16 protein-coding genes are annotated in these 19,434 nt (G+C 68.0%); 15 read left to right on the top strand and 1 reads right to left on the bottom strand.

The genetic code is table 11. The annotated features are described in order from the left end of the window. The first annotated feature begins 5 nt into the window (after nt 1-5). The 9 genes from recG (at nt 6) to mutM (ending at nt 10,313) form a co-directional block, all read left to right on the top strand. Nucleotides 6-2,264 carry an ATP-dependent DNA helicase RecG gene (gene recG, locus QM693_RS31020; RefSeq protein ID WP_283354238.1) on the top strand — a complete coding sequence of 753 codons (2,259 nt, stop codon included), beginning with the start codon at nt 6-8 and terminating at the stop codon, nt 2,262-2,264. Nucleotides 2,265-2,419: 155 nt separating this feature from the next. After that, nucleotides 2,420-5,824: a pyruvate carboxylase gene (locus tag QM693_RS31015; RefSeq protein WP_280781737.1), complete on the top strand. Its 3,405-nt coding sequence runs from the start codon at nt 2,420-2,422 to the stop codon at nt 5,822-5,824. Further along, nucleotides 5,821-6,387 carry a 16S rRNA (guanine(966)-N(2))-methyltransferase RsmD gene (gene rsmD, locus QM693_RS31010; protein WP_009479703.1) on the top strand — a complete coding sequence of 189 codons (567 nt, stop codon included), beginning with the start codon at nt 5,821-5,823 and terminating at the stop codon, nt 6,385-6,387. The genes QM693_RS31015 and rsmD overlap by 4 nt, the downstream gene beginning before the upstream one ends. Then, nucleotides 6,384-6,878 carry a pantetheine-phosphate adenylyltransferase gene (gene coaD, locus QM693_RS31005; RefSeq protein ID WP_005240440.1) on the top strand — a complete coding sequence of 165 codons (495 nt, stop codon included), beginning with the start codon at nt 6,384-6,386 and terminating at the stop codon, nt 6,876-6,878. The genes rsmD and coaD overlap by 4 nt, the downstream gene beginning before the upstream one ends. 108 nt (nt 6,879-6,986) lie before the next feature. Next, entirely contained in the window at nt 6,987-7,760 is a 774-nt protein-coding gene (locus tag QM693_RS31000; RefSeq protein ID WP_105413040.1) for a DivIVA domain-containing protein, read from the top strand. Nucleotides 7,761-7,918: 158 nt separating this feature from the next. Then, entirely contained in the window at nt 7,919-8,479 is a 561-nt protein-coding gene (locus tag QM693_RS30995; RefSeq protein WP_009479706.1) for a YceD family protein, read from the top strand. 2 nt (nt 8,480-8,481) lie between these two features. Next, nucleotides 8,482-8,664 carry a 50S ribosomal protein L32 gene (gene rpmF, locus QM693_RS30990; protein WP_005240446.1) on the top strand — a complete coding sequence of 61 codons (183 nt, stop codon included), beginning with the start codon at nt 8,482-8,484 and terminating at the stop codon, nt 8,662-8,664. Between the two features lie 19 nt (nt 8,665-8,683). Further along, nucleotides 8,684-9,442, top strand: a complete 759-nt coding sequence (gene rnc, locus QM693_RS30985) for a ribonuclease III (protein ID WP_009479707.1) — start codon at nt 8,684-8,686, stop codon at nt 9,440-9,442. Continuing rightward, nucleotides 9,435-10,313, top strand: coding sequence for a bifunctional DNA-formamidopyrimidine glycosylase/DNA-(apurinic or apyrimidinic site) lyase (gene mutM, locus QM693_RS30980; RefSeq protein ID WP_283334807.1), 879 nt, complete (start codon nt 9,435-9,437; stop codon nt 10,311-10,313). The genes rnc and mutM overlap by 8 nt, the downstream gene beginning before the upstream one ends. Here the strand turns inward: mutM and QM693_RS30975 are convergent. Then, complete coding sequence (locus tag QM693_RS30975) at nt 10,255-10,959, bottom strand: pyridoxamine 5'-phosphate oxidase family protein (RefSeq protein ID WP_283354237.1); 705 nt, start codon at nt 10,957-10,959, stop codon at nt 10,255-10,257. The two genes, mutM and QM693_RS30975, sit on opposite strands and share 59 nt — an antisense overlap. A 146-nt stretch (nt 10,960-11,105) precedes the next feature. Here QM693_RS30975 and QM693_RS30970 point away from each other — a divergent pair, with 146 nt between their 5' ends. The 6 genes from QM693_RS30970 to QM693_RS30945 all read left to right on the top strand — a co-directional run bounded on the left by QM693_RS30970 (nt 11,106) and on the right by QM693_RS30945 (nt 19,432). Further along, a complete protein-coding gene (locus tag QM693_RS30970; protein ID WP_105413037.1) occupies nt 11,106-11,546 on the top strand; it encodes an OsmC family protein in 441 nt (146 codons plus the stop codon). Next, nucleotides 11,546-12,475 (top strand): NHL repeat-containing protein, encoded by a 930-nt coding sequence (locus QM693_RS30965; RefSeq protein ID WP_280781780.1) that lies wholly within the window; start codon nt 11,546-11,548, stop codon nt 12,473-12,475. Before QM693_RS30970 ends, QM693_RS30965 begins: the two co-directional genes overlap by 1 nt. 5 nt (nt 12,476-12,480) lie before the next feature. Next, nucleotides 12,481-12,750, top strand: coding sequence for an acylphosphatase (locus QM693_RS30960; RefSeq protein ID WP_011598391.1), 270 nt, complete (start codon nt 12,481-12,483; stop codon nt 12,748-12,750). Between the two features lie 22 nt (nt 12,751-12,772). Beyond that, nucleotides 12,773-16,378 carry a chromosome segregation protein SMC gene (smc, locus tag QM693_RS30955; protein ID WP_283354236.1) on the top strand — a complete coding sequence of 1,202 codons (3,606 nt, stop codon included), beginning with the start codon at nt 12,773-12,775 and terminating at the stop codon, nt 16,376-16,378. 66 nt (nt 16,379-16,444) lie between these two features. Then, a complete protein-coding gene (gene ftsY / locus QM693_RS30950) occupies nt 16,445-17,854 on the top strand; it encodes a signal recognition particle-docking protein FtsY (RefSeq protein ID WP_280781741.1) in 1,410 nt (469 codons plus the stop codon). Between the two features lie 258 nt (nt 17,855-18,112). Beyond that, nucleotides 18,113-19,432, top strand: a complete 1,320-nt coding sequence (locus tag QM693_RS30945) for an ammonium transporter (RefSeq protein ID WP_371113085.1) — start codon at nt 18,113-18,115, stop codon at nt 19,430-19,432. The last annotated feature ends 2 nt before the right edge of the window (nt 19,433-19,434 follow it).

Raw genomic sequence — 19,434 nt, 5'->3', positions numbered from 1 at the left:
ATTCGATGGCCACATTGTCCGACCGGCTCGATCATCTGCTGGGAAAGAAGACCGCCGACGCGCTCGAGGAGGCGTTCGACATCCGCACGGTCGAGGACCTGCTGCGGCACTACCCGCACCGGTACGCCTCGCAGGGCCGTGAGCTCGCGGAGAAGGACCCGCCGGAGGGCGAGCACATCACGATCATCGCCCGGGTCACGTCCGCGGCCGTCGTGAAGATGAAGAACCGGCCGGGCAGCATGCTCAAGGTGGTCCTGTCCACCGACACCCAGAACGTGGACGTCACCTTCTTCAGCCCGCAGAAGGTCAAGCACGTGATCAAGCCCGGTGTGCGCGCGATGTTCTCGGGAACGGTCAAGTACTTCCGCCAGAAGTGGAGCCTCACCCACCCGAGCTACCTCATCCTTCCCGAGCCGCGGGCCGGCAGCGAGGACCCCGTCGTGAACGTCGGCCGGATCCGCGGTGCCGGGGATCTCGCGGGAATCGCCCGGGCGTCGCAGGAAGCCGGTGCCGGGGTCGACATGTCCGTGTTCGACCGGGCGCTGATCCCGCTCTATCCGGCCACCCGGGACGTCGAGAGCTGGACGATCATGAAATGTGTCCGCCAGATCCTGGACCAGCTCGATCACGTCGACGACCCCCTGCCGGAGAACATCCGGGCCGAACGCGAGCTGATCGGCCTCGACGAAGCCCTCCGGTCGGTCCACCTGCCCGACACCCGTGAAGACGTGGAGAACGCCCACGACCGTCTCCGGTTCGACGAGGCGACGGCGCTGCAGCTGGTTCTCGCCCGTCGCCGCCACGACAACGCCGAGCGAGTCGCGCCCGAGTGCCTGCCGGTGCCCGGCGGGATCGCCGACGTGTTCGAGAAGATGCTTCCCTTCCAGCTCACCGAGGGTCAGCACACGGTCGCCGACGAGATCTCCGCCGATTTGGCGCAGCCGCACCCGATGAGCAGGCTGCTGCAGGGGGAGGTGGGTTCCGGTAAGACGATCGTGGCCCTGCGCGCCATGCTCCAGGTGGTCGACGCCGGCTACCAGTGCGCCCTGCTCGCCCCGACCGAGGTGCTCGCGACGCAGCACGCCCGGTCGCTGCGGGCGATGCTCGGCTCCCTCGCGACCGCCGGGGAACTCGGGGCGCACGAGAAGGCCACACGGGTGGCGCTGCTGACGGGGTCGATGCCGGTCGCCGCCAAACGCACGGCTCTGAACGAGGCGATCACCGGCGACGCCGGGATCGTCATCGGCACCCACGCCCTCATTCAGGACAACGTCGAGTTCTTCAACCTCGGGATGGTGGTGGTCGACGAGCAGCACCGGTTCGGTGTCGAGCAGCGCGACCGGCTGCGGTCGCGTGCGCGCGAGGGTCTGAGCCCGCACCTGCTGGTGATGACGGCGACGCCGATTCCCCGCACCATCGCGATGACGGTGCTCGGCGATCTGGAGGTGTCGACGCTGCGGCAGCTGCCGAAGGGCAGGTCGCCGATCAAGAGCAGTGTGGTACCCGCGTCCCAGAAGCCGCAGTGGGTCGCGCGCGCGTGGGAACGGATCCGCGAGGACGTGGCCGAGGGGAGGCAGGCGTACGTCGTGTGCTCGCGCATCGGCGACGGCGAGAAGGGCGACGGCGAGGACGCGTTCGACGAGAAGGCGCCCGAGACGAAGTCTGCCGTCGAGGTGTACGAGGAGTTGAGCGGCAGCATCATGCCGGACCTGCGGGTGGGTCTGCTGCACGGCCGGCTTCCCGCTGACGAGAAGGACGCGGTGATGCGCGACTTCACGGCCGGCGACATCGACGTCCTGGTGTGCACCACGGTCGTCGAGGTCGGCGTCGACGTCCCGAACGCGACGATCATGGTGATCGTCGACGCGGACCGTTTCGGTGTGAGTCAGCTCCACCAACTGCGCGGACGCGTCGGCCGTGGCGAACACCAGGGCCTGTGCATTCTCGTCACCGAGATGAATCCGGGCGGTCCCGCCTACGAGCGATTGTCGAACGTGGCGTCGACCAACGACGGTTTCGAACTTGCGCAACTCGACCTCGCCACCCGCCGCGAGGGCGACATTCTCGGTGCGGCGCAGTCGGGAACGACGTCCACGTTGCGGCTGTTGTCGCTGCTCGGCCACGAGGACGTCATCGCTGCGGCGTCCGAGTTCGCGCGTTCGGTCATCGCGGACGATCCGCGCCTCGAAAACCATCCCGGGCTGTCGGCGATGGTGACCTCGGCGCTCGACGCGGACCGCATCGAATATCTGGAGAAAACGTGAGAACTTACTTCGCTTCACGTAAATCTTCGCTCGTCTGTTTCGGGTCTGTTGCAGAATTCGCACACGTCAGGGGGGTCTTTGTGAAGTTTGTGTAGGATCCTGAAATGTGGGATGCCACTTCTCCGCGGCCGTCCGCGGCGGGGTAGTTTGCTCCAATGTTCTCCAAAGTCCTGGTCGCCAACCGTGGCGAAATTGCGATCCGCGCTTTCCGTGCCGCCTACGAACTAGGTGCTGGAACGGTTGCGGTGTTCCCGTACGAGGATCGGAACTCGATCCACCGTCTGAAGGCTGATGAGAGTTATCAGATCGGCGAGGAGGGACACCCGGTTCGGGCGTACCTCTCCGTCGACGAGATCGTCTCCGCGGCCAAGCAGGCAGGGGCCGACGCCATCTACCCCGGCTACGGCTTCCTTTCCGAGAACCCGGATCTCGCCGCCGCGTGCGCCGAGGCGGGCATCACGTTCGTGGGTCCCTCCGCCGAGGTGCTCGAGCTCACCGGCAACAAGGCGCGTGCGATCGCCGCGGCGAAGGCCGCCGGTCTGCCGGTGCTGGCGTCGTCGGAGCCGTCCGCCGATGTGGACGAGCTGCTGGCCGCGGCCGAGACCATGCAGTTCCCGCTGTTCGTGAAGGCCGTTGCCGGCGGCGGTGGCCGCGGCATGCGCCGCGTCGCCGAGCGGGCTCAGCTCAAGGAGTCCATCGAGGCCGCCGCGCGTGAGGCCGAGTCGGCCTTCGGCGACCCGACGGTATTCCTCGAACAGGCCGTCGTCGACCCGCGTCACATCGAGGTCCAGATCCTGGCCGACGGTCAGGGCAACGTCATCCACCTGTTCGAGCGGGACTGCTCGCTGCAGCGCCGCCACCAGAAGGTGATCGAGCTCGCGCCTGCCCCGAACCTGTCGGAAGAGCTGCGGGCGAAGATCTGCGCGGACGCGGTGGCGTTCGCGAAGGAGATCAACTACTCCTGTGCGGGCACCGTCGAATTCCTCCTCGACACCCGCGGCAACCACGTCTTCATCGAGATGAACCCTCGCATCCAGGTCGAGCACACCGTCACCGAAGAGGTCACGGACGTCGACCTCGTGCAGTCGCAGCTGCGGATCGCGTCGGGGGAGACCCTCGCGGACCTGGGCCTGAGCCAGGACAAGATCACGCTGCGCGGCGCGGCGCTGCAGTGCCGCATCACCACCGAGGACCCCGCCAACGGATTCCGCCCGGACACCGGTCGGATCACCGGCTACCGCACCCCGGGTGGTGCCGGTATCCGCCTCGACGGCGGAACGTCGGTCGGGGCAGAGGTCTCCGCGTACTTCGATTCGATGCTCGTCAAGCTCACCTGCCGCGGCCGCGACTTCGAAACCGCCGTCGCCCGGGCCCGCCGCGCGGTCACCGAGTTCCGGATCCGCGGCGTGTCGACGAACATCCCGTTCCTGCAGGCGGTGCTCGACGACCCCGATTTCAAGGCCGGCCGGGTCACCACGTCCTTCATCGAGGAGCGCCCCCAGCTGCTCACGCTGCGCAGCTCCGCCGACCGTGGCACCAAGATCCTCACCTACCTCGCCGACGTGACGGTCAACAAGCCGCACGGCGAGCGGCCGTCGGCGGTGTACCCGCGCGACAAGCTGCCCCAGATCGACCTGTCCACCCCGCCGCCGGACGGCAGCCGTCAGAAGCTGCTCGCCCTCGGGCCGGAGGGATTCGCCAAGGCGCTGCGGGAGCAGAAGGCCCTCGCCGTCACCGAGACCACGTTCCGTGACGCACACCAGTCACTCCTCGCGACCCGCGTGCGGACCAGCGGTCTGCTCGACGTCGCCGGGCACGTCGCCCGGCTGACCCCCGAGCTGCTGTCCATTGAGGCGTGGGGCGGTGCGACCTACGACGTGGCGCTGCGGTTCCTGCACGAGGACCCCTGGTACCGGCTGGCCGCTCTGCGCGAGGCCGTGCCGAACATCTGTTTGCAGATGCTGCTGCGCGGACGGAACACCGTCGGCTACACCCCGTACCCGGAGAAGGTGACGCGGGCGTTCGTCGAGGAGGCCACCAACAGCGGCATCGACATCTTCCGCATCTTCGACGCCCTCAACAACGTCGACCAGATGCGGCCGGCCATCGACGCCGTCCGCGAGACCGGCACCGCACTCGCCGAGGTCGCCCTGTCCTACACCGGCGACCTGTCGAACCCGAACGAGAAGCTGTACACCCTCGACTACTACCTGCGCCTGGCGGAGGAGATCGTCGAGGCCGGTGCGCACATCATCGCGATCAAGGACATGGCCGGACTGCTCCGCGCCCCCGCCGCCACCACCCTGGTGACGGCGCTACGCAAGAACTTCGACCTGCCCGTGCACGTGCACACCCACGACACCCCGGGTGGTCAGCTCGCGACGTACCTGGCCGCATGGCAGGCAGGCGCGGATGCGGTCGACGGTGCCTCGGCCGCGATGGCGGGCACCACCAGCCAGCCTGCGTTGTCGGCGATCGTGGCCGCGGCCGCGCACTCCGAGCACGACACCGGCCTGGACCTGCAGGCCGTGTGCGACCTCGAGCCGTACTGGGAGGCGCTGCGCAAGGTGTACAAGCCGTTCGAGTCCGGGCTGCCTGCCCCGACCGGACGTGTCTACACGCACGAGATCCCCGGCGGTCAGCTGTCGAACCTGCGCACCCAGGCCGTGGCGCTCGGTCTCGGTGACAAGTTCGAGGAGGTCGAGGCCAAGTACGCGGCCGCCGACCGGATGCTCGGCCGCCTGGTCAAGGTCACCCCGTCGTCGAAGGTGGTCGGCGACCTCGCCCTGCACCTCGTCGGATCCGGAGCGTCCACCGAGGAATTCAAGGAGAACCCGGCGAAGTTCGACATCCCCGATTCGGTGGTCGGGTTCCTGCGCGGCGAACTGGGCACCCCGCCCGGCGGCTGGCCCGAACCGTTCCGCACCCGGGCCCTCGAAGGTCGCGGAGCCGCCAAGCCCGAGGTGGCTCTGTCCGCGGACGACGAGAAGGCACTCTCCGGCACGTCCGCGGAACGACGGGCGACGCTCAACCGGTTGCTGTTCCCCGGCCCGACGAAGGAATTCCTCGAGCACCGGGACAAGTACGGCGACACGTCGCAGCTCTCGGCGAACCAGTTCTTCTACGGCCTGCGTCGCGGCGACGAGCACCGGGTCCGCCTCGCACAGGGTGTCGAGCTGATCATCGGGCTCGAGGCCATCTCCGAACCCGACGAGCGGGGATACCGCACCGTCATGTGCATCCTCAACGGGCAGCTGCGTCCGGTGTCGGTGCGTGACCGGTCCATCTCCAGTGAGCTCCCGGCCGCGGAGAAGGCCGACAAGAACAACCCCGGCCACGTGCCGGCGCCGTTCGCCGGTGTGGTGACCCTCGCCGTGACCGAGGGTCAGCACATCGCCGCCGGCGACACGATCGCGACCATCGAGGCCATGAAGATGGAAGCGGCTATCACCGCCCCGCGAAGTGGCACGGTCTCCCGGCTGGCCATCGGATCGGTCCAGCAGGTGGAGGGCGGCGACCTCCTCGCCGTCGTGTCGACAGGGGAGTCCGCGAGCGAGTGACTCGGATCATCGCGGGACTCGCGGGCGGTCGACGCCTGCGGGTCCCGCCGAGCGGGACCCGGCCCACCTCGGACCGGGTCCGCGAGGCATTGTTCAGCGCACTGCACAGCCGGATGGACCTCGAAGGCGCGTCCGTCCTCGACCTCTACGCGGGGTCGGGGGCGCTCGGCCTGGAGGCGCTCTCCCGGGGTGCGGACCGCGTCGTCCTCGTCGAGTCCGACTCGAAAGCGGCGGGCATCATCAAGCACAACGTGACGACGGTCGGTCTGCCGGGCGCGGAAGTGCGCGGGGCTCCGGTGGCCGCGGTGCTCGCGGGCACCGCCGACCGGCCGTACGACCTGGTGATGGCGGATCCGCCGTACGCCGTCGACGACGAGGCGGTACAGACGGTGCTCGGCCACCTCCGGGTCAACGGCTGGGTCGGCGACGGCTCGATCGTGGTGCTCGAGCGGTCGTCGAGGTCACCCGAGACGGCGTGGCCCGAGGGCTTCGCGCCCGTCAAGGCGAAGAAGTACGGCGAGGCGAGAATCGAATTGGCGACCTGCTACGGTCTGGACTCATGACTGGCGCTGTCTGCCCCGGATCCTTCGACCCCGTGACCAATGGCCACCTTGACGTGATCGGCAGAGCTGCCGCGCAGTTCGACGAGGTCATCGTGACGGTCATGGTCAACAAGAGCAAACGTGGCCTGTTCACCGTCGAGGAGCGCATCGAGATGCTCGAAGACTCGACCAGTGAGCTGCCCAACGTGCGGGTGTCCTCGTGGCACGGCCTGCTCGTGGATTACGCCAAGCAGCAAGGGATCACAGCGATCGTCAAGGGCCTGCGCGGCGCCAACGACTTCGACTACGAGCTGCAGATGGCGCAGATGAACCAGAAGCTCAGTGGCGTCGACACCCTCTTCATCCCGACCAACCCCACCTACAGCTACCTGTCGAGTTCGCTCGTGAAGGAAGTGGCCACGTTCGGCGGCGACGTCTCCGACATGCTGCCCGAGAAGGTGCACGCCCGTCTTCTCGCGAGGATCGCCGAGCGCGCCGCCGAGAGCAGCTGATACCCGACACACCGGCTGCCACGACACACCCGCGGCGTCCGGTCGGGCAGACTTGCACGAAGAAGGCTGCGCCGACCTGCTGAGGGTCATGGATGATTGGGGTTGCTTGTGTACCGGGTATTCGAGGCGCTCGACGAACTTGTCGCGATTGTCGAAGAGGCACGCGGCGTACCGATGACCGCCGGCTGCGTGGTTCCGCGCGGCGACGTCCTCGAACTGCTCGACGACGTGCGCGATGCCATTCCCGGTGAACTCGACGACGCCCAGGACGTCCTGGACCACAAGGACAAACTGGTGGGGGACGCGCGGTCCAACGCGGAGAAGACCATCTCCAGCGCCAACGCCGAGGCGAACTCCACCATCGAGAACGCGCGAGACGACGCCGACCGCATTCTGGCGGACGCGAAGGCGCAGGCCGACCGGATGGTCGCCGAGGCCCGCGCGCACGCCGAGCAATTGGTCACCGACGCGCGCGCCGAGGCCGAGTCGTCCGTCGCGGAAGGCCAGCGCGAATACGACGCACTGACGGGTCGTGCGCGGTCCGAAGCCGATCGCATGATCGAGTCGGGCAAGGCGTCCTACGAGAGGTCCGTCGCGGAGGGCACGGCCGAGCAGGCGCGCCTCGTCTCGCAGACGGAGGTCGTCCAGGCGGCGCACGCCGAGTCGGCCCGGGTGATCGACTCCGCGCACGCCGAATCGGATCGTCTCCGCTCGGACTGCGATCTGTACGTCGACACGAAGCTCGCGGAATTCGAGGACTTCCTGAACGGCACCGTCCGGTCCGTGGGCCGGGGACGTCAGCAGTTGCGGACCGGTTCAGGTGTCCCCGATTACGCCTCGGACTACGACGTCGACGACCGCCGGGCCGAGCGTCGCCGCTGAGCCACCGCCCGGCCGGCGCCCTCGACCGAATTTGGCTCCACCGCGCAGATTGCGTATCGTGGAGTGGTTGCCCTTTGTCGTTTCCCTTTTCTCGAAAGTGAAGTTTGTTGTCATCCCATCGCCACAGCTCATCGCGTTCCCGACGGGACGCGGACTTCGTGCTGGACACGGTCAAACTCGGCCGTCGTCCCGGTTCGATGCGCACCGTGGAACGGGTGGTGACGGCGCCACAGCGCATCGGTCTCGACCTGATCGCCATCGAGGAAGGATCGGAGATCGATCTCGATCTCCGGTTGGAGGCCGTATCCGAGGGGGTTCTGGTCACCGGTTCGTTGCGAGCCGACACCGTGGGGGAGTGCTCGAGATGTCTCGAGCCGTTCTCGGACACGGTGGACCTGACTCTCACGGAGCTGTTCGCTTACCCGGACAGTGCCACGGAAGAGACCACGGAGGAGGGGGAGGTCTATCACGTCGTCGACGACGAGATCGACCTCGAACCCGTCGTGATCGACGCCGTCGGCCTCGCACTGCCGTTGCAGCCGCTCTGCAGTGACGACTGCCAAGGATTGTGCCCAGAATGTGGCGTTCGCCTGGCGATTGCCGAATCTGGCCATGGGCATGACATACTTGATCCTCGCTGGGCTGGTCTTGCAGCCAAATTTGGCGTGGAATCAGAACCCAGCAAGAATCTTGTGAACACCGAAGCCGAGGAGAAGTAGAAGTGGCTGTCCCCAAGCGCAGAATGTCGCGATCCAACACGAGGTCGCGTCGCAGCCAGTGGAAGACCACTGTGCCTACCCTCGTCACCTGCCCCAACCGTGGCTGCGGCGAGAAGACGCTGCCCCACGTCGCGTGCCCGTCGTGTGGCACATACAAGGGCCGCCAGGTCACTGCCGCCGTCTAGTTCTCCGCGGAGAGGCGTTGTGACGAGCGACATCAGTAATACACCCGCCGGCGGCGAGGAGGATCATGCTTCCCTCCTCGCCGCCCTCGGCGTAGAAATCGAGCCTTCACTGCTCACCCTGGCGTTGACGCACCGCTCGTATGCGTACGAGAACGGTGGTCTGCCCACGAACGAGCGTCTCGAATTCCTCGGTGACTCCGTGCTCGGAGTCACCGTCACCGAGAAGCTGTACCTTGCGCATCCGGACAAGTCCGAGGGCGACCTCGCGAAGATCCGGGCGAGCATCGTCAACATGCACGCGCTCGCGGAGGTGGCCCGCACACTCGGTGAGGGCGGCCTCGGTGCCCATCTTCTGCTCGGTAAGGGCGAGGAGATGACCGGTGGCCGTGACAAGCCGAGCATCCTGGCGGACGGCATGGAGTCGATTCTCGGCGCCATCCACCTCGAGCACGGCATCGACACGGCGCGACGCGTCGTACTCGACCTCTTCAGCGACCTTCTCCAGCGAGCCCCGCGCCTCGGCGCGGGTCTGGACTGGAAGACGAGTCTGCAGGAGTTGACGGCGGAGCGTGGCGTCGGTGTCCCGGCGTACGAGATCACCGCGACCGGCCCGGACCACGACAAGGAATTCACCGCCACCGTGATCGTCGGCGGCAAGCCCCTCGGCGTCGGTATCGGCCGCTCCAAGAAAGAGGCCGAGCAGAAGGCTGCGAGCACGGCGTGGAATGCGTTGTCCGACGCAGGCCCCGACGTAGCGGCCGACGACGTCAGTGCCTGAACTACCCGAAGTAGAGGTGGTCCGGCGCGGACTCGAACGCCACATCGTGGGGGCGTCGATCGATTCCGTCGACATCCTGCACCCACGTGCGATCAGGCGTCATCTGCCCGGCGCCGCCGACCTCGCCGGACAGCTCACCGGCGAACGTATCGCGAGCGCCGACCGTCGTGGAAAGTATCTGTGGCTGGTCCTCGAACCCAGCACGGTCGCTCTCGTGGTGCATCTCGGCATGAGTGGTCAAATGCTCGTGCAGCCACCGGAATTGCCGACCGAGAAGCATTTGCGGATCCGGGCCCGGCTCGATTCCGGTCTCGACCTCCGGTTCGTCGACCAGCGGACGTTCGGGGGCTGGGCGCTGGCGCCGCTCGTCGACGTCGACGGCTCGCTCGTGCCGGACTCGGTGGCGCACATCGCCCGTGACCCACTGGATCCGCGTTTCGACCTCGCAGCCACCGTCAAGGTCGTGCGCGGCAAGCACACCGAGATCAAACGTGCGCTTCTGGACCAGACCGTCGTCTCCGGCATCGGCAACATCTATGCGGACGAGGCGCTGTGGCGCGCACAGATCCACGGAAATCGGCTCACCGACAGGCTGAGTGGTCCCAAGGTCCGTGAAGTGCTCACGGCCGCCCAGGAGGTCATGCGTGAGGCACTCACCCAGGGCGGCACGTCCTTCGACGCGCTCTACGTGAACGTCAACGGCGAGTCGGGCTATTTCGACCGTTCGCTGTCCGCCTACGGTCAGGAGGATCGCCCGTGCCCGCGGTGCGGCACCGCGATCAGGCGAGAGAAATTCATGAACCGCTCGTCGTTCAGTTGCCCGAAGTGCCAGCCGGCACCACGGAGAAGCCCGGCGAAGTCGTCTGTGTGAGTTCGGCGGTCGCGGGCTCCTCGGAGAGCTGACCGTCGGTGTCGTGGCGCGGTGTCGCCTTGGCGTCGAAGTAGTCGCCGCCCTTGCGTTTCACGTCGTCGGTGCCCCACTCGCGGTGGCGGGGGACCGGTGCCATTCTCGGAATGTGCTTGCGACAGTGGATGTATGCCTCCTCGACGTCCACGACCACCCAGCGTTCCGGGATCCGGCCGTTCGTGTGGTCCGCAGGCAGATCTGCGAACTCGGAGCGCAGGGCCGGGTCTTCGACGATCCGGGCCGAGCCGTTCACGTGCAGTCCGATGAGGTCCTGCACGAAGTCCACGAGAATGATTCCGACGTGCGGGTTTTCCCGGATGTTGCCGAGGCTCGCCATGACGCCGTTGCCGCGGTACTCCGGATACGCGAGGGTCTTCGAGTCGATGACGTGCATGAATCCCGGTGTCCCGGCGCGCAGACTGTTGTCGCATTCGCCGGACGCGTCGGCGGTGGCGATGAAGGCGATCTCCTGGCGGCCGACGAACTCGATCATCGTCGGATTGAGATGGTCCAGCATCTGATCCGAGTAGAACTTGGCGGCACGATCCTCGGTGCCGTACTCGGACTGAAGCCCGCGCTCTCCCGCACTACCGATCTGGCCCATCTGCATTCCCCGCTACGTCTCGGCGTCATTGGTCGGTTCACCCTACGGCCCACCGGTTCCCTCTGCTGAGAATCCTCGTTCACAATTGTGTGGAAACCACTGCCGCCCACCCACCTACCTGGCGTTGCGTCGATCGGTGGCAGGATTGACCCATGGCAGAACAGACTTCCGACACGACGGCGCCCACCTCACTGTGGGTCGAGCGGACGGGCACCCGGCGATACACGGGCCGCAGCTCGCGCGGCGCCGAGGTCCTGATCGGCTCCGAGGGCGTGGAGGGCGTGTTCACCCCCGGGGAACTCCTGAAGATCGCACTCGCCGCGTGCAGTGGAATGAGCTCGGACTTCCCGCTGTCGCGGCGACTGGGCGACAACTACGACGCCACCATCCGGGTGTCCGGTGCCGCCGACCGGGAGAACGAGGTGTACCCGCAGCTGGACGAGGTGCTGGAGCTGGACCTCAGCGAGCTCGACGCCGACGCGCAGGAGCGTCTGGTGGCGCTCGTGGAACGGTCGGTCGACAAGGTCTGCACGGTCGGGCGGACGCTGAAGGCCGGGACGAAAGTGACGTTGACCGTCCAGAGGGAAGCATGATGCGTCGTGAGCTGGCCGCACTCGCGGGCGGGACGGCGCTCTGCGCGGGTCTGCTCGTGGTCGCGCCCGCGGCCGCCGGGCCCGCGTTCTCGCCCCCCGGCGGTGCGTGCACCCCGTGGTCGGTGTCGGAGGTGACGTCCGGGGCGGGTGTTCTCGAGAACCTGGCCTTCGACGGCGCGGGCACCATGCTGGTGTCGCGGACAGGCCTGGTGGGCGGCGGAGCCCTCGACGGGGTCGCCCCAGACGGCACTGTCACCCCGGTCGTGCCCGAGGTCGAGTCGCCCGGTGGAATCGCCGTGGACGGCGCCGACGCGTACTTCGCCACGGGGAACTCCTTCGCCGCCGGGGTCACCGGCTCGGCGAGCGGCACGGTCGACGTCGTGAACCTCGACACGGGTGACACACGCACCGTGGCCGAGGGACTGGTCATGCCGAACGGGCTGGTCCGGCTGGGCAACGGGGACATCCTCACCACCCGGAATCTGGGCTCCGGGGCGGGACTGACGCGCGTCCCCGCGGCGGATCCCCACACACCCGAGGTCGTCCGCACCGATCTCGGCACCGTCGACGGTCTCTCCGCGCACGACGGCAACGTCTACACGGTGACGACGTTCGACACGACCACCACGCTGCGCATCCTCCGCGAAGACGACCTCGGCGGACCCGTTGTCTCCGTCGCGCTGCCCGGCTCCGGGCCCCTCAACGCGGCCGACGACCTCACCGCCGGACCGGACGGCATCGTCTACGTCGCCTACAACGGCGGCGGCAAGGTGGTGCGGGTCGATCCCACGACGGGGGAGAGCTGCGCCCTGGCGTCCGGACTGCCGCTCGTGTCCTCGGTGCGGTTCGGCGCCGGACCGGGCTGGGATCCTGACGCGCTCTATGCCACCAGCTTCACCGGGAAGATCTACAAGCTCGAACGGTCGTGACGGACATGGAGAGAATGACCGCGTGGGTGCACGGATTCGTGCAGGGTGTGGGATTCCGGTGGTGGACCCGCGCCCGCGCGCTGGAACTCGGCCTCGTCGGATACGCGGCCAACCAGAAGGACGGCCGCGTGCTCGTCATCGCCGAGGGGCCTCGGGACAAGCTGGAAACCCTGCTGACGCTGCTGCGGTCGGGAGACACTCCGGGCGCGGTGGATCTCGTCGTGGAGCAATGGGATTCCGCCCGCGGCGACCTCACCGGGTTCGTGGAACGGTGAACCGCAGGTAAAGTTCTCCGTCATGCATCTGAAGAGTCTGACGCTGAAGGGATTTAAATCCTTTGCGTCCGCAACGACTCTGCGATTCGAGCCGGGAATCACCTGTGTCGTAGGGCCCAACGGGTCGGGTAAATCCAACGTCGTCGACGCGCTCACCTGGGTGATGGGCGAGCAGGGGGCGAAGGCACTGCGCGGCGGCAAGATGGAAGATGTCATCTTCGCCGGCACCGCCGGGCGGGCGCCCCTCGGACGCGCCGAGGTCACGCTGACCATCGACAACTCCGACGGCGCCCTGCCGATCGACTACTCCGAGGTGTCGATCACCCGGCGCATGTTCCGCGACGGCGCCGGAGAATACGAGATCAACGGCAGCTCGTGCCGGCTCATGGACGTGCAGGAACTGCTCAGCGACTCCGGCATCGGCCGGGAGATGCACGTGATCGTCGGTCAGGGCCGCCTCGCCGCCATCCTCGAATCCCGACCGGAGGATCGGCGCGCATTCATCGAGGAAGCAGCCGGCGTTCTCAAGCACCGCAAGCGCAAGGAAAAAGCGGTCCGCAAACTTGACGCCATGCAGGCCAATCTGGCGCGCCTGAACGACCTCACGGCGGAACTGCGGCGCCAGCTCAAACCGCTCGGCAGGCAGGCCGAGGTGGCGCGCCGCGCCCAGACCGTGCAGGCCGACCTCCGCGACGCGAAGCTGCGGCTCGCCGCGGACGACCTGGTCACGCGGCGCGAGGAGCTGGCCAACCAGGCTCAGGACGAGAAGGTCGCGCGTGAGCAGCACGACCAGGTCACCGAGGCGCTCGACGAGGCCAATCTGGAGCTGGGACGGCACGAACAGGAACTGTCGAGGCTCACACCGGGTGCGGAAGCGGCCGCGCAGACGTGGTTCCAGCTGTCGGCACTCGCGGAGCGCGTCAACGCGACCATCCGCATCGCCCGCGAACGGGCGCGCCACCTCGACTCCGAGCCCTCCGCGAACCGCGGTCAGGATCCGGACGAGATGGAGGCCCGCGCCGACCGGATCGCCGCGGAGGAAATGGAGCTCGTCGAAGCCGTCGAGATGGCGCGCGCGGCGCTGGACGCGGCCAAGGAGCAGCTGGCACTGGGGGAGGAGACCGCCGCCGAGGCCGAACGCGCTCACATGGCGGCGGTCCGGGCGATCGCCGACCGCCGTGAAGGCCTGGCCCGGCTGTCCGGGCAGGTCGACACGCTGCGCACCCGCGCCGACTCCGTCGACGCCGAAGTGTCCCGGCTGACCGTCGCAATCGAAGAGGCCCGGCAGCGCGGCGACGCGGCACAGTCCGAATTCGAGGTGGTCCAGGACGAGATCGGTGACCTCGACGCCGGCGAGCTCGGGCTGGATTCCCACCACGAGCGTGCCGTCGAGGCACTGCGCCTGATCACCGAACGCGTCACGGAACTCCAGGCCGAGGAGCGCGCCGCCGGACAGGAAGTGGCATCCCTGCGTGCCCGGATCGACGCGCTGTCGATGGGCCTCGAACGCAAGGACGGCGCCGGCTGGCTCGTCGAGAATCGGGCGCAGCACGGCATCCGGGGACCGATCGGTGGACTCATCACCGTCGAGAAGGGATACGAGGGTGCTGTCGCCGCGGCCATGGGCCCCGCCGCGGACGCCGTCGTCGCCGAATCCCTCGACGCCGCCCGCGGCGCCGTCGGTGCGCTGAAGGAAACGGACAGCGGATGGGCGTCCCTGTTCATCGGCACCGATCACGTCGCAGGTGACGGCGGGCACCTGGACTCCGGCGCCCGGTGGGCCGTCGACGTCATCGACTGCCCCGCCGAACTGCGGACCGGGCTCGCAGCGCTCCTGGGCGGAGTGGTCGTGGTCGATTCCCTCGACGACGCCGTCGAGACCGTCCGGCGCAGGCCCGACGTGCGCGCCGTCACCCGAGACGGAGATCTCCTCGGAACGGGCTGGATGAGCGGCGGCTCGGACCGTCAGCCGAGCACCCTCGAGGTCCAGGCCGCCATCGACAACTCGGTGCAGGATCTGGCCCGCGCCGAACGTCGCGCCGAGGAACTGTCCGCGGCACTGTCCGGCGCGGTCGCGGAACAGGCCGACCGTCAGGAGAACGCCGAGCAGGCACTGGCCGCGCTGAACGAATCCGACGCCGCGATGTCCGCCATCTACGAGCGCCTCGGCCGCCTCGGCCAGGCCGCGCGGGCCGCGCACGCCGAATCCGATCGGCTCATGGCGCAGCGGGACAAGGCCGAGAGCGGTCGCGAGGACACGCTGACCGCGCTCGCCGAACTCGAGGAACGGCTGCGCCTGGCGGAACAGGACGGGTCGTCCTCCGGCGCCGACACGGGTGGATCCGACACGACGAGCATCGATCGTGAGATGGCGGCCGCGGCGCTGGCCGAAATGCGTGCCGTGGAGGTGGAAGCCCGACTGTCGGTGCGCACGGCCGAGGAGCGTGCCGAATCGGTGCGCGGCAAGGCGGATTCCCTGCGCCGCGCCGCACAGGTGGAACGCGACGCGCGCGCCCGGGCCGAACGTGCGATGAAGGCGCGCCAGAATGCGGCCGCGGTTGCGGCGGCGGTCGCCGAGTCCGGGCAGCGGGTCGCCGAGCACCTCGGTGACGTCGTCGAAGCCGCGATGGCGCACCGCGACGAACTCGCGCGGGCCCGCACCGAGCGGACCACCCAACTCGAACAGGTGAAGGAAAGGGTGCGTCAGCTGAGCGGACAGCTGGCGTCGCTCACCGACGCCGTGCACCGCGACGAGGTGGCTCGCGCCCAGGCCGCGCTGCGCATCGAGCAACTCGAGGAGGCGATCCTCGAACAGCACGGCATCGGCCTGGACGATCTGATCGCCGAATACGGCCCCGACGTCGCGCTGCCGCCGTCCGCACTCGAGATGGAGGAGTACGAGCAGGCGAAGGAGCGCGGCGAGCAGGTCACGATGCCCGCACCGATTCCGTACGACCGCGCCACGCAGGAGCGTCGCGCGAAACGTGCCGAGAAGGACCTGGCGACGCTCGGCAAGGTCAACCCGCTGGCACTCGAGGAGTTCGCCGCGCTCGAGGAGCGCTACAACTTCCTCTCGACACAGCTCGAGGACGTGAAGACCGCCCGCAAGGATCTCCTCGGGGTGGTGGCCGACGTCGATGCCCGTATCCTGCAGGTATTCACCGAGGCCTACTCGGACGTCGAACGCGAATTCGTGCAGGTGTTCGCGAAACTGTTCCCCGGCGGTGAAGGCAGGTTGGTGCTCACCGACCCGTCGGACATGCTGACCACCGGCATCGAGGTGGAGGCCCGGCCGCCCGGCAAGAAGGTCAAACGGCTGTCGTTGCTGTCCGGTGGCGAGAAGTCGCTGACGGCGGTGGCGATGCTCGTGGCGATCTTCCGGGCCAGGCCGTCCCCCTTCTATGTGATGGACGAGGTGGAGGCCGCACTGGACGACACGAACCTGCGTCGTCTGATCGGATTGTTCGAGCAGTTGCGGGAGAAGTCGCAGCTGATCGTCATCACCCACCAGAAGCCGACGATGGAGGTGGCCGACGCGCTCTACGGCGTCAGCATGCGCGGCGACGGCATCACCACCGTCATCTCCCAGCGGCTCCGTGGCCAGGACATGGCGGCCGCGGACGCCTGATTCCGGTCCGAGCCGGGACTGTGCGCGTGGGAAGGCAGTGAGCAACGAAATCCGGAGCCTGAAACAATGGGCGGCGTGACTACCGGAGCTTGGATTGCCATCGCGGCCGCACTGGCCGTACTTCTCGTCGTTCTCGTCGTCGGGTCCCTGCTGTATCGGCGTCGCCGAATCTCCCTGAAGGCGCCGGACACCCCGCAGGTCACCACGGCGGAGAAGGACCGTTCGGGCAGTTACCGCGCGGACGGCGGGTTCAACTTCAGCCAGGGGTCGACGGCGACGGCGCCGCCACGTCCGCCTGCGCCCGAGCCGGTTCTGCCGAAGCCGGTGCCCGAACCCGAGATCGTCGTACCCGAACCCGAGGTCGTCGCACCCCCGGCACCGGAGAAGGCGCCCGAGCCGGAGAAGGCCCCGGAGAAGCCGACGGTCCCGCCGGAGCCGGTCACGTACGAACCGGTCGTCGCACCCGAGGTCGAACCGGAACCCGAGGTCGCGCCCGCGCCCGAACCCGAAGCCGAAGCCGCACCTGCCCCCGCCGCGCCGGTGCTCGACGTCATCGCTCCCACGGAGGGGCGGCTCGACCGTCTGCGTGGGCGGTTGTCCCGTTCCCAGTCCGCCGTGGGCAAGAGCCTGCTCGGACTGCTCGGCGGCGGCGATCTCGACGAGGACTCCTGGGAAGAGGTGGAGGACACGCTCCTCATCGCCGACCTCGGCTCGGCGACCACCACGAAGATCGTCACGTCGCTGCGTGAGCAGATGGCGTCGCGCAGCGTCCGCACCGAGGCCGATGCCCGTGCGCTCCTCCGCGAAGTCCTGGTCGCCGAACTCCGGCCGGAACTCGATCGCTCGATCCGTGCCCTGCCGCACGACGACCACCCGGCGGTCCTGCTGGTCGTCGGTGTGAACGGCACCGGCAAGACGACGACCACCGGCAAGCTCGCGCGTGTTCTCGTGGCCGACGGCAGGCGTGTCCTGCTCGGTGCCGCCGACACGTTTCGTGCTGCCGCCGCGGACCAGCTGCAGACGTGGGCCGAGCGGGTGGGCGCCGAGGTGGTGCGCGGGAAGGAAGCCGCAGATCCGGCGGCCGTCGCGTTCGATGCCGTGGCCAAGGGAATCGACAACGGCGTCGACGTCGTGCTGATCGACACGGCCGGCCGGCTCCACACGAAGACCGGACTGATGGACGAGCTGGGCAAGGTGAAGCGGGTCATCGAGAAGAAGGCGTCGGTGGACGACGTCCTCCTCGTCCTGGACGCGACCATCGGGCAGAACGGCCTCGCACAGGCGCGGGTGTTCGCCGAGGTCGTCGACATCACCGGTGTGGTGCTCACCAAGCTCGACGGCACCGCCAAGGGCGGCATCGTGTTCCAGGTTCAGCACGAACTCGGGGTTCCCGTGAAGCTCGTCGGACTCGGTGAGGGCGCCGACGATCTGGCGCCGTTCGAGCCGGGTGCCTTCGTCGACGCGTTGCTCGGCTGACGCAGCGATCCGGGTCGTCTCGGGCTCCCGGACCGCTCAGGCGGGCTGAAACCGACCGCAAATCGCCTGGCGAAACCTGCACGCAACAAAATAGGCCGATGCGTTCACGCGCGCGAAACAGTGCAGTGGCACAGCCGAAACACCAACTGAGCACCCTTCTTCTCAGGTCGTCAGCCGCTACCGGCTGGGCAGAGAAGGAGGAGGCTCAAGGTGGATTTCCCCACTATCGGTGCACCGGACACCGGGGACACAGCGTGGATGCTGACCAGCGCCGCGCTCGTGTTGCTCATGACTCCGGGTCTTGCGTTCTTCTACGGCGGCATGGTGCGGGCCAAGAGCGTGCTGAACATGCTCATGATGAGCATCAGCGCGATGGGTGTCGTCGGCATCCTGTGGGTTCTCTACGGCTACTCCATGGCCTTCGGTGAGGACAAGGGAAACCTTGTCGGTGATCCGTTCCAGTACTTCGGGCTCAAAGGACTGATCGGCGGGTCGTACCTCGCCGAGACCGACGATGCCGGTTCGGTGATCGCCGATTCCGCGATCCCGCTCGTCGGCACCATCCCCGCGACGGTCTTCGTCGCGTTCCAGGCCATGTTCGCGATCATCACCGTGGCCCTCATCTCGGGTGCCGTGGCGGATCGCCTGCGCTTCGGTTCCTGGCTGCTGTTCGCCGGCCTCTGGGCGACGGTCGTGTACTTCCCCGTGGCGCACTGGGTCTTCGCCTTCGACGGCGTCACCGCCGAGACCGGTGGCTGGATCGCCAACAAGCTCGCCGCGGTCGACTTCGCGGGTGGTACCGCCGTCCACATCAACGCCGGCGCCGCCGGCCTCGTCCTCGCGATCATCCTCGGCAAGCGCAAGGGATGGCCGGGCACCCCGTTCCGTCCGCACAACCTGCCCTTCGTGATGCTCGGCGCCGGCCTCCTCTGGTTCGGCTGGTTCGGTTTCAACGCCGGTTCGGCCGTCGGTTCCAACGGCATCGCCGGAGCAACCTTCATCACCACCGTCATCGGAACGTGCGCGGCCATGCTCGCCTGGCTCCTGGTCGAGCGGATTCGCGACGGCCACGCCACCACACTCGGTGCGGCGTCCGGAATCGTGGCCGGCCTGGTTGCCATCACGCCTTCCTGTTCCTCGGTGAACGTCCTCGGCGCGCTCGCCATCGGCGTCGTCGCGGGCGCACTCTGCGCGCTCGCGGTCGGACTCAAGTTCCGCTTCGGGTTCGACGACTCGCTCGACGTCGTCGGTGTCCACCTCGTCGGCGGCATCGTCGGAACGCTGATGGTCGGCCTGGTCGCAACGGCTGAGGCGCCCGCGGGTGTTGTCGGACTGTTCTATGGTGGAGGCCTCGACCAACTCTGGCGTCAGGCAGTGGGCGCCGGAGCAGTACTGCTTTACTCGCTCGTCGGTACGGCCGTCGTCGCGTTGATCGTGAAGTTCACGATCGGTCTGCGGCTCAGCGACGAGGGTGAATCACTTGGAGTGGACGAGTCGGAACACGCAGAAACTGGCTACGATTTCGCCGCTCTCGGCGGAAACTCGGCGACTGCTCGTGTATCCGGCAAGGAGGGATGAGG

The organism is Rhodococcus sp. IEGM 1305 (assembly GCF_030058635.1).
GTDB classification, from domain to species: domain Bacteria; phylum Actinomycetota; class Actinomycetes; order Mycobacteriales; family Mycobacteriaceae; genus Rhodococcus_F; species Rhodococcus_F opacus_D.
This window is presented reverse-complemented; position numbering and strand designations above follow the sequence as displayed.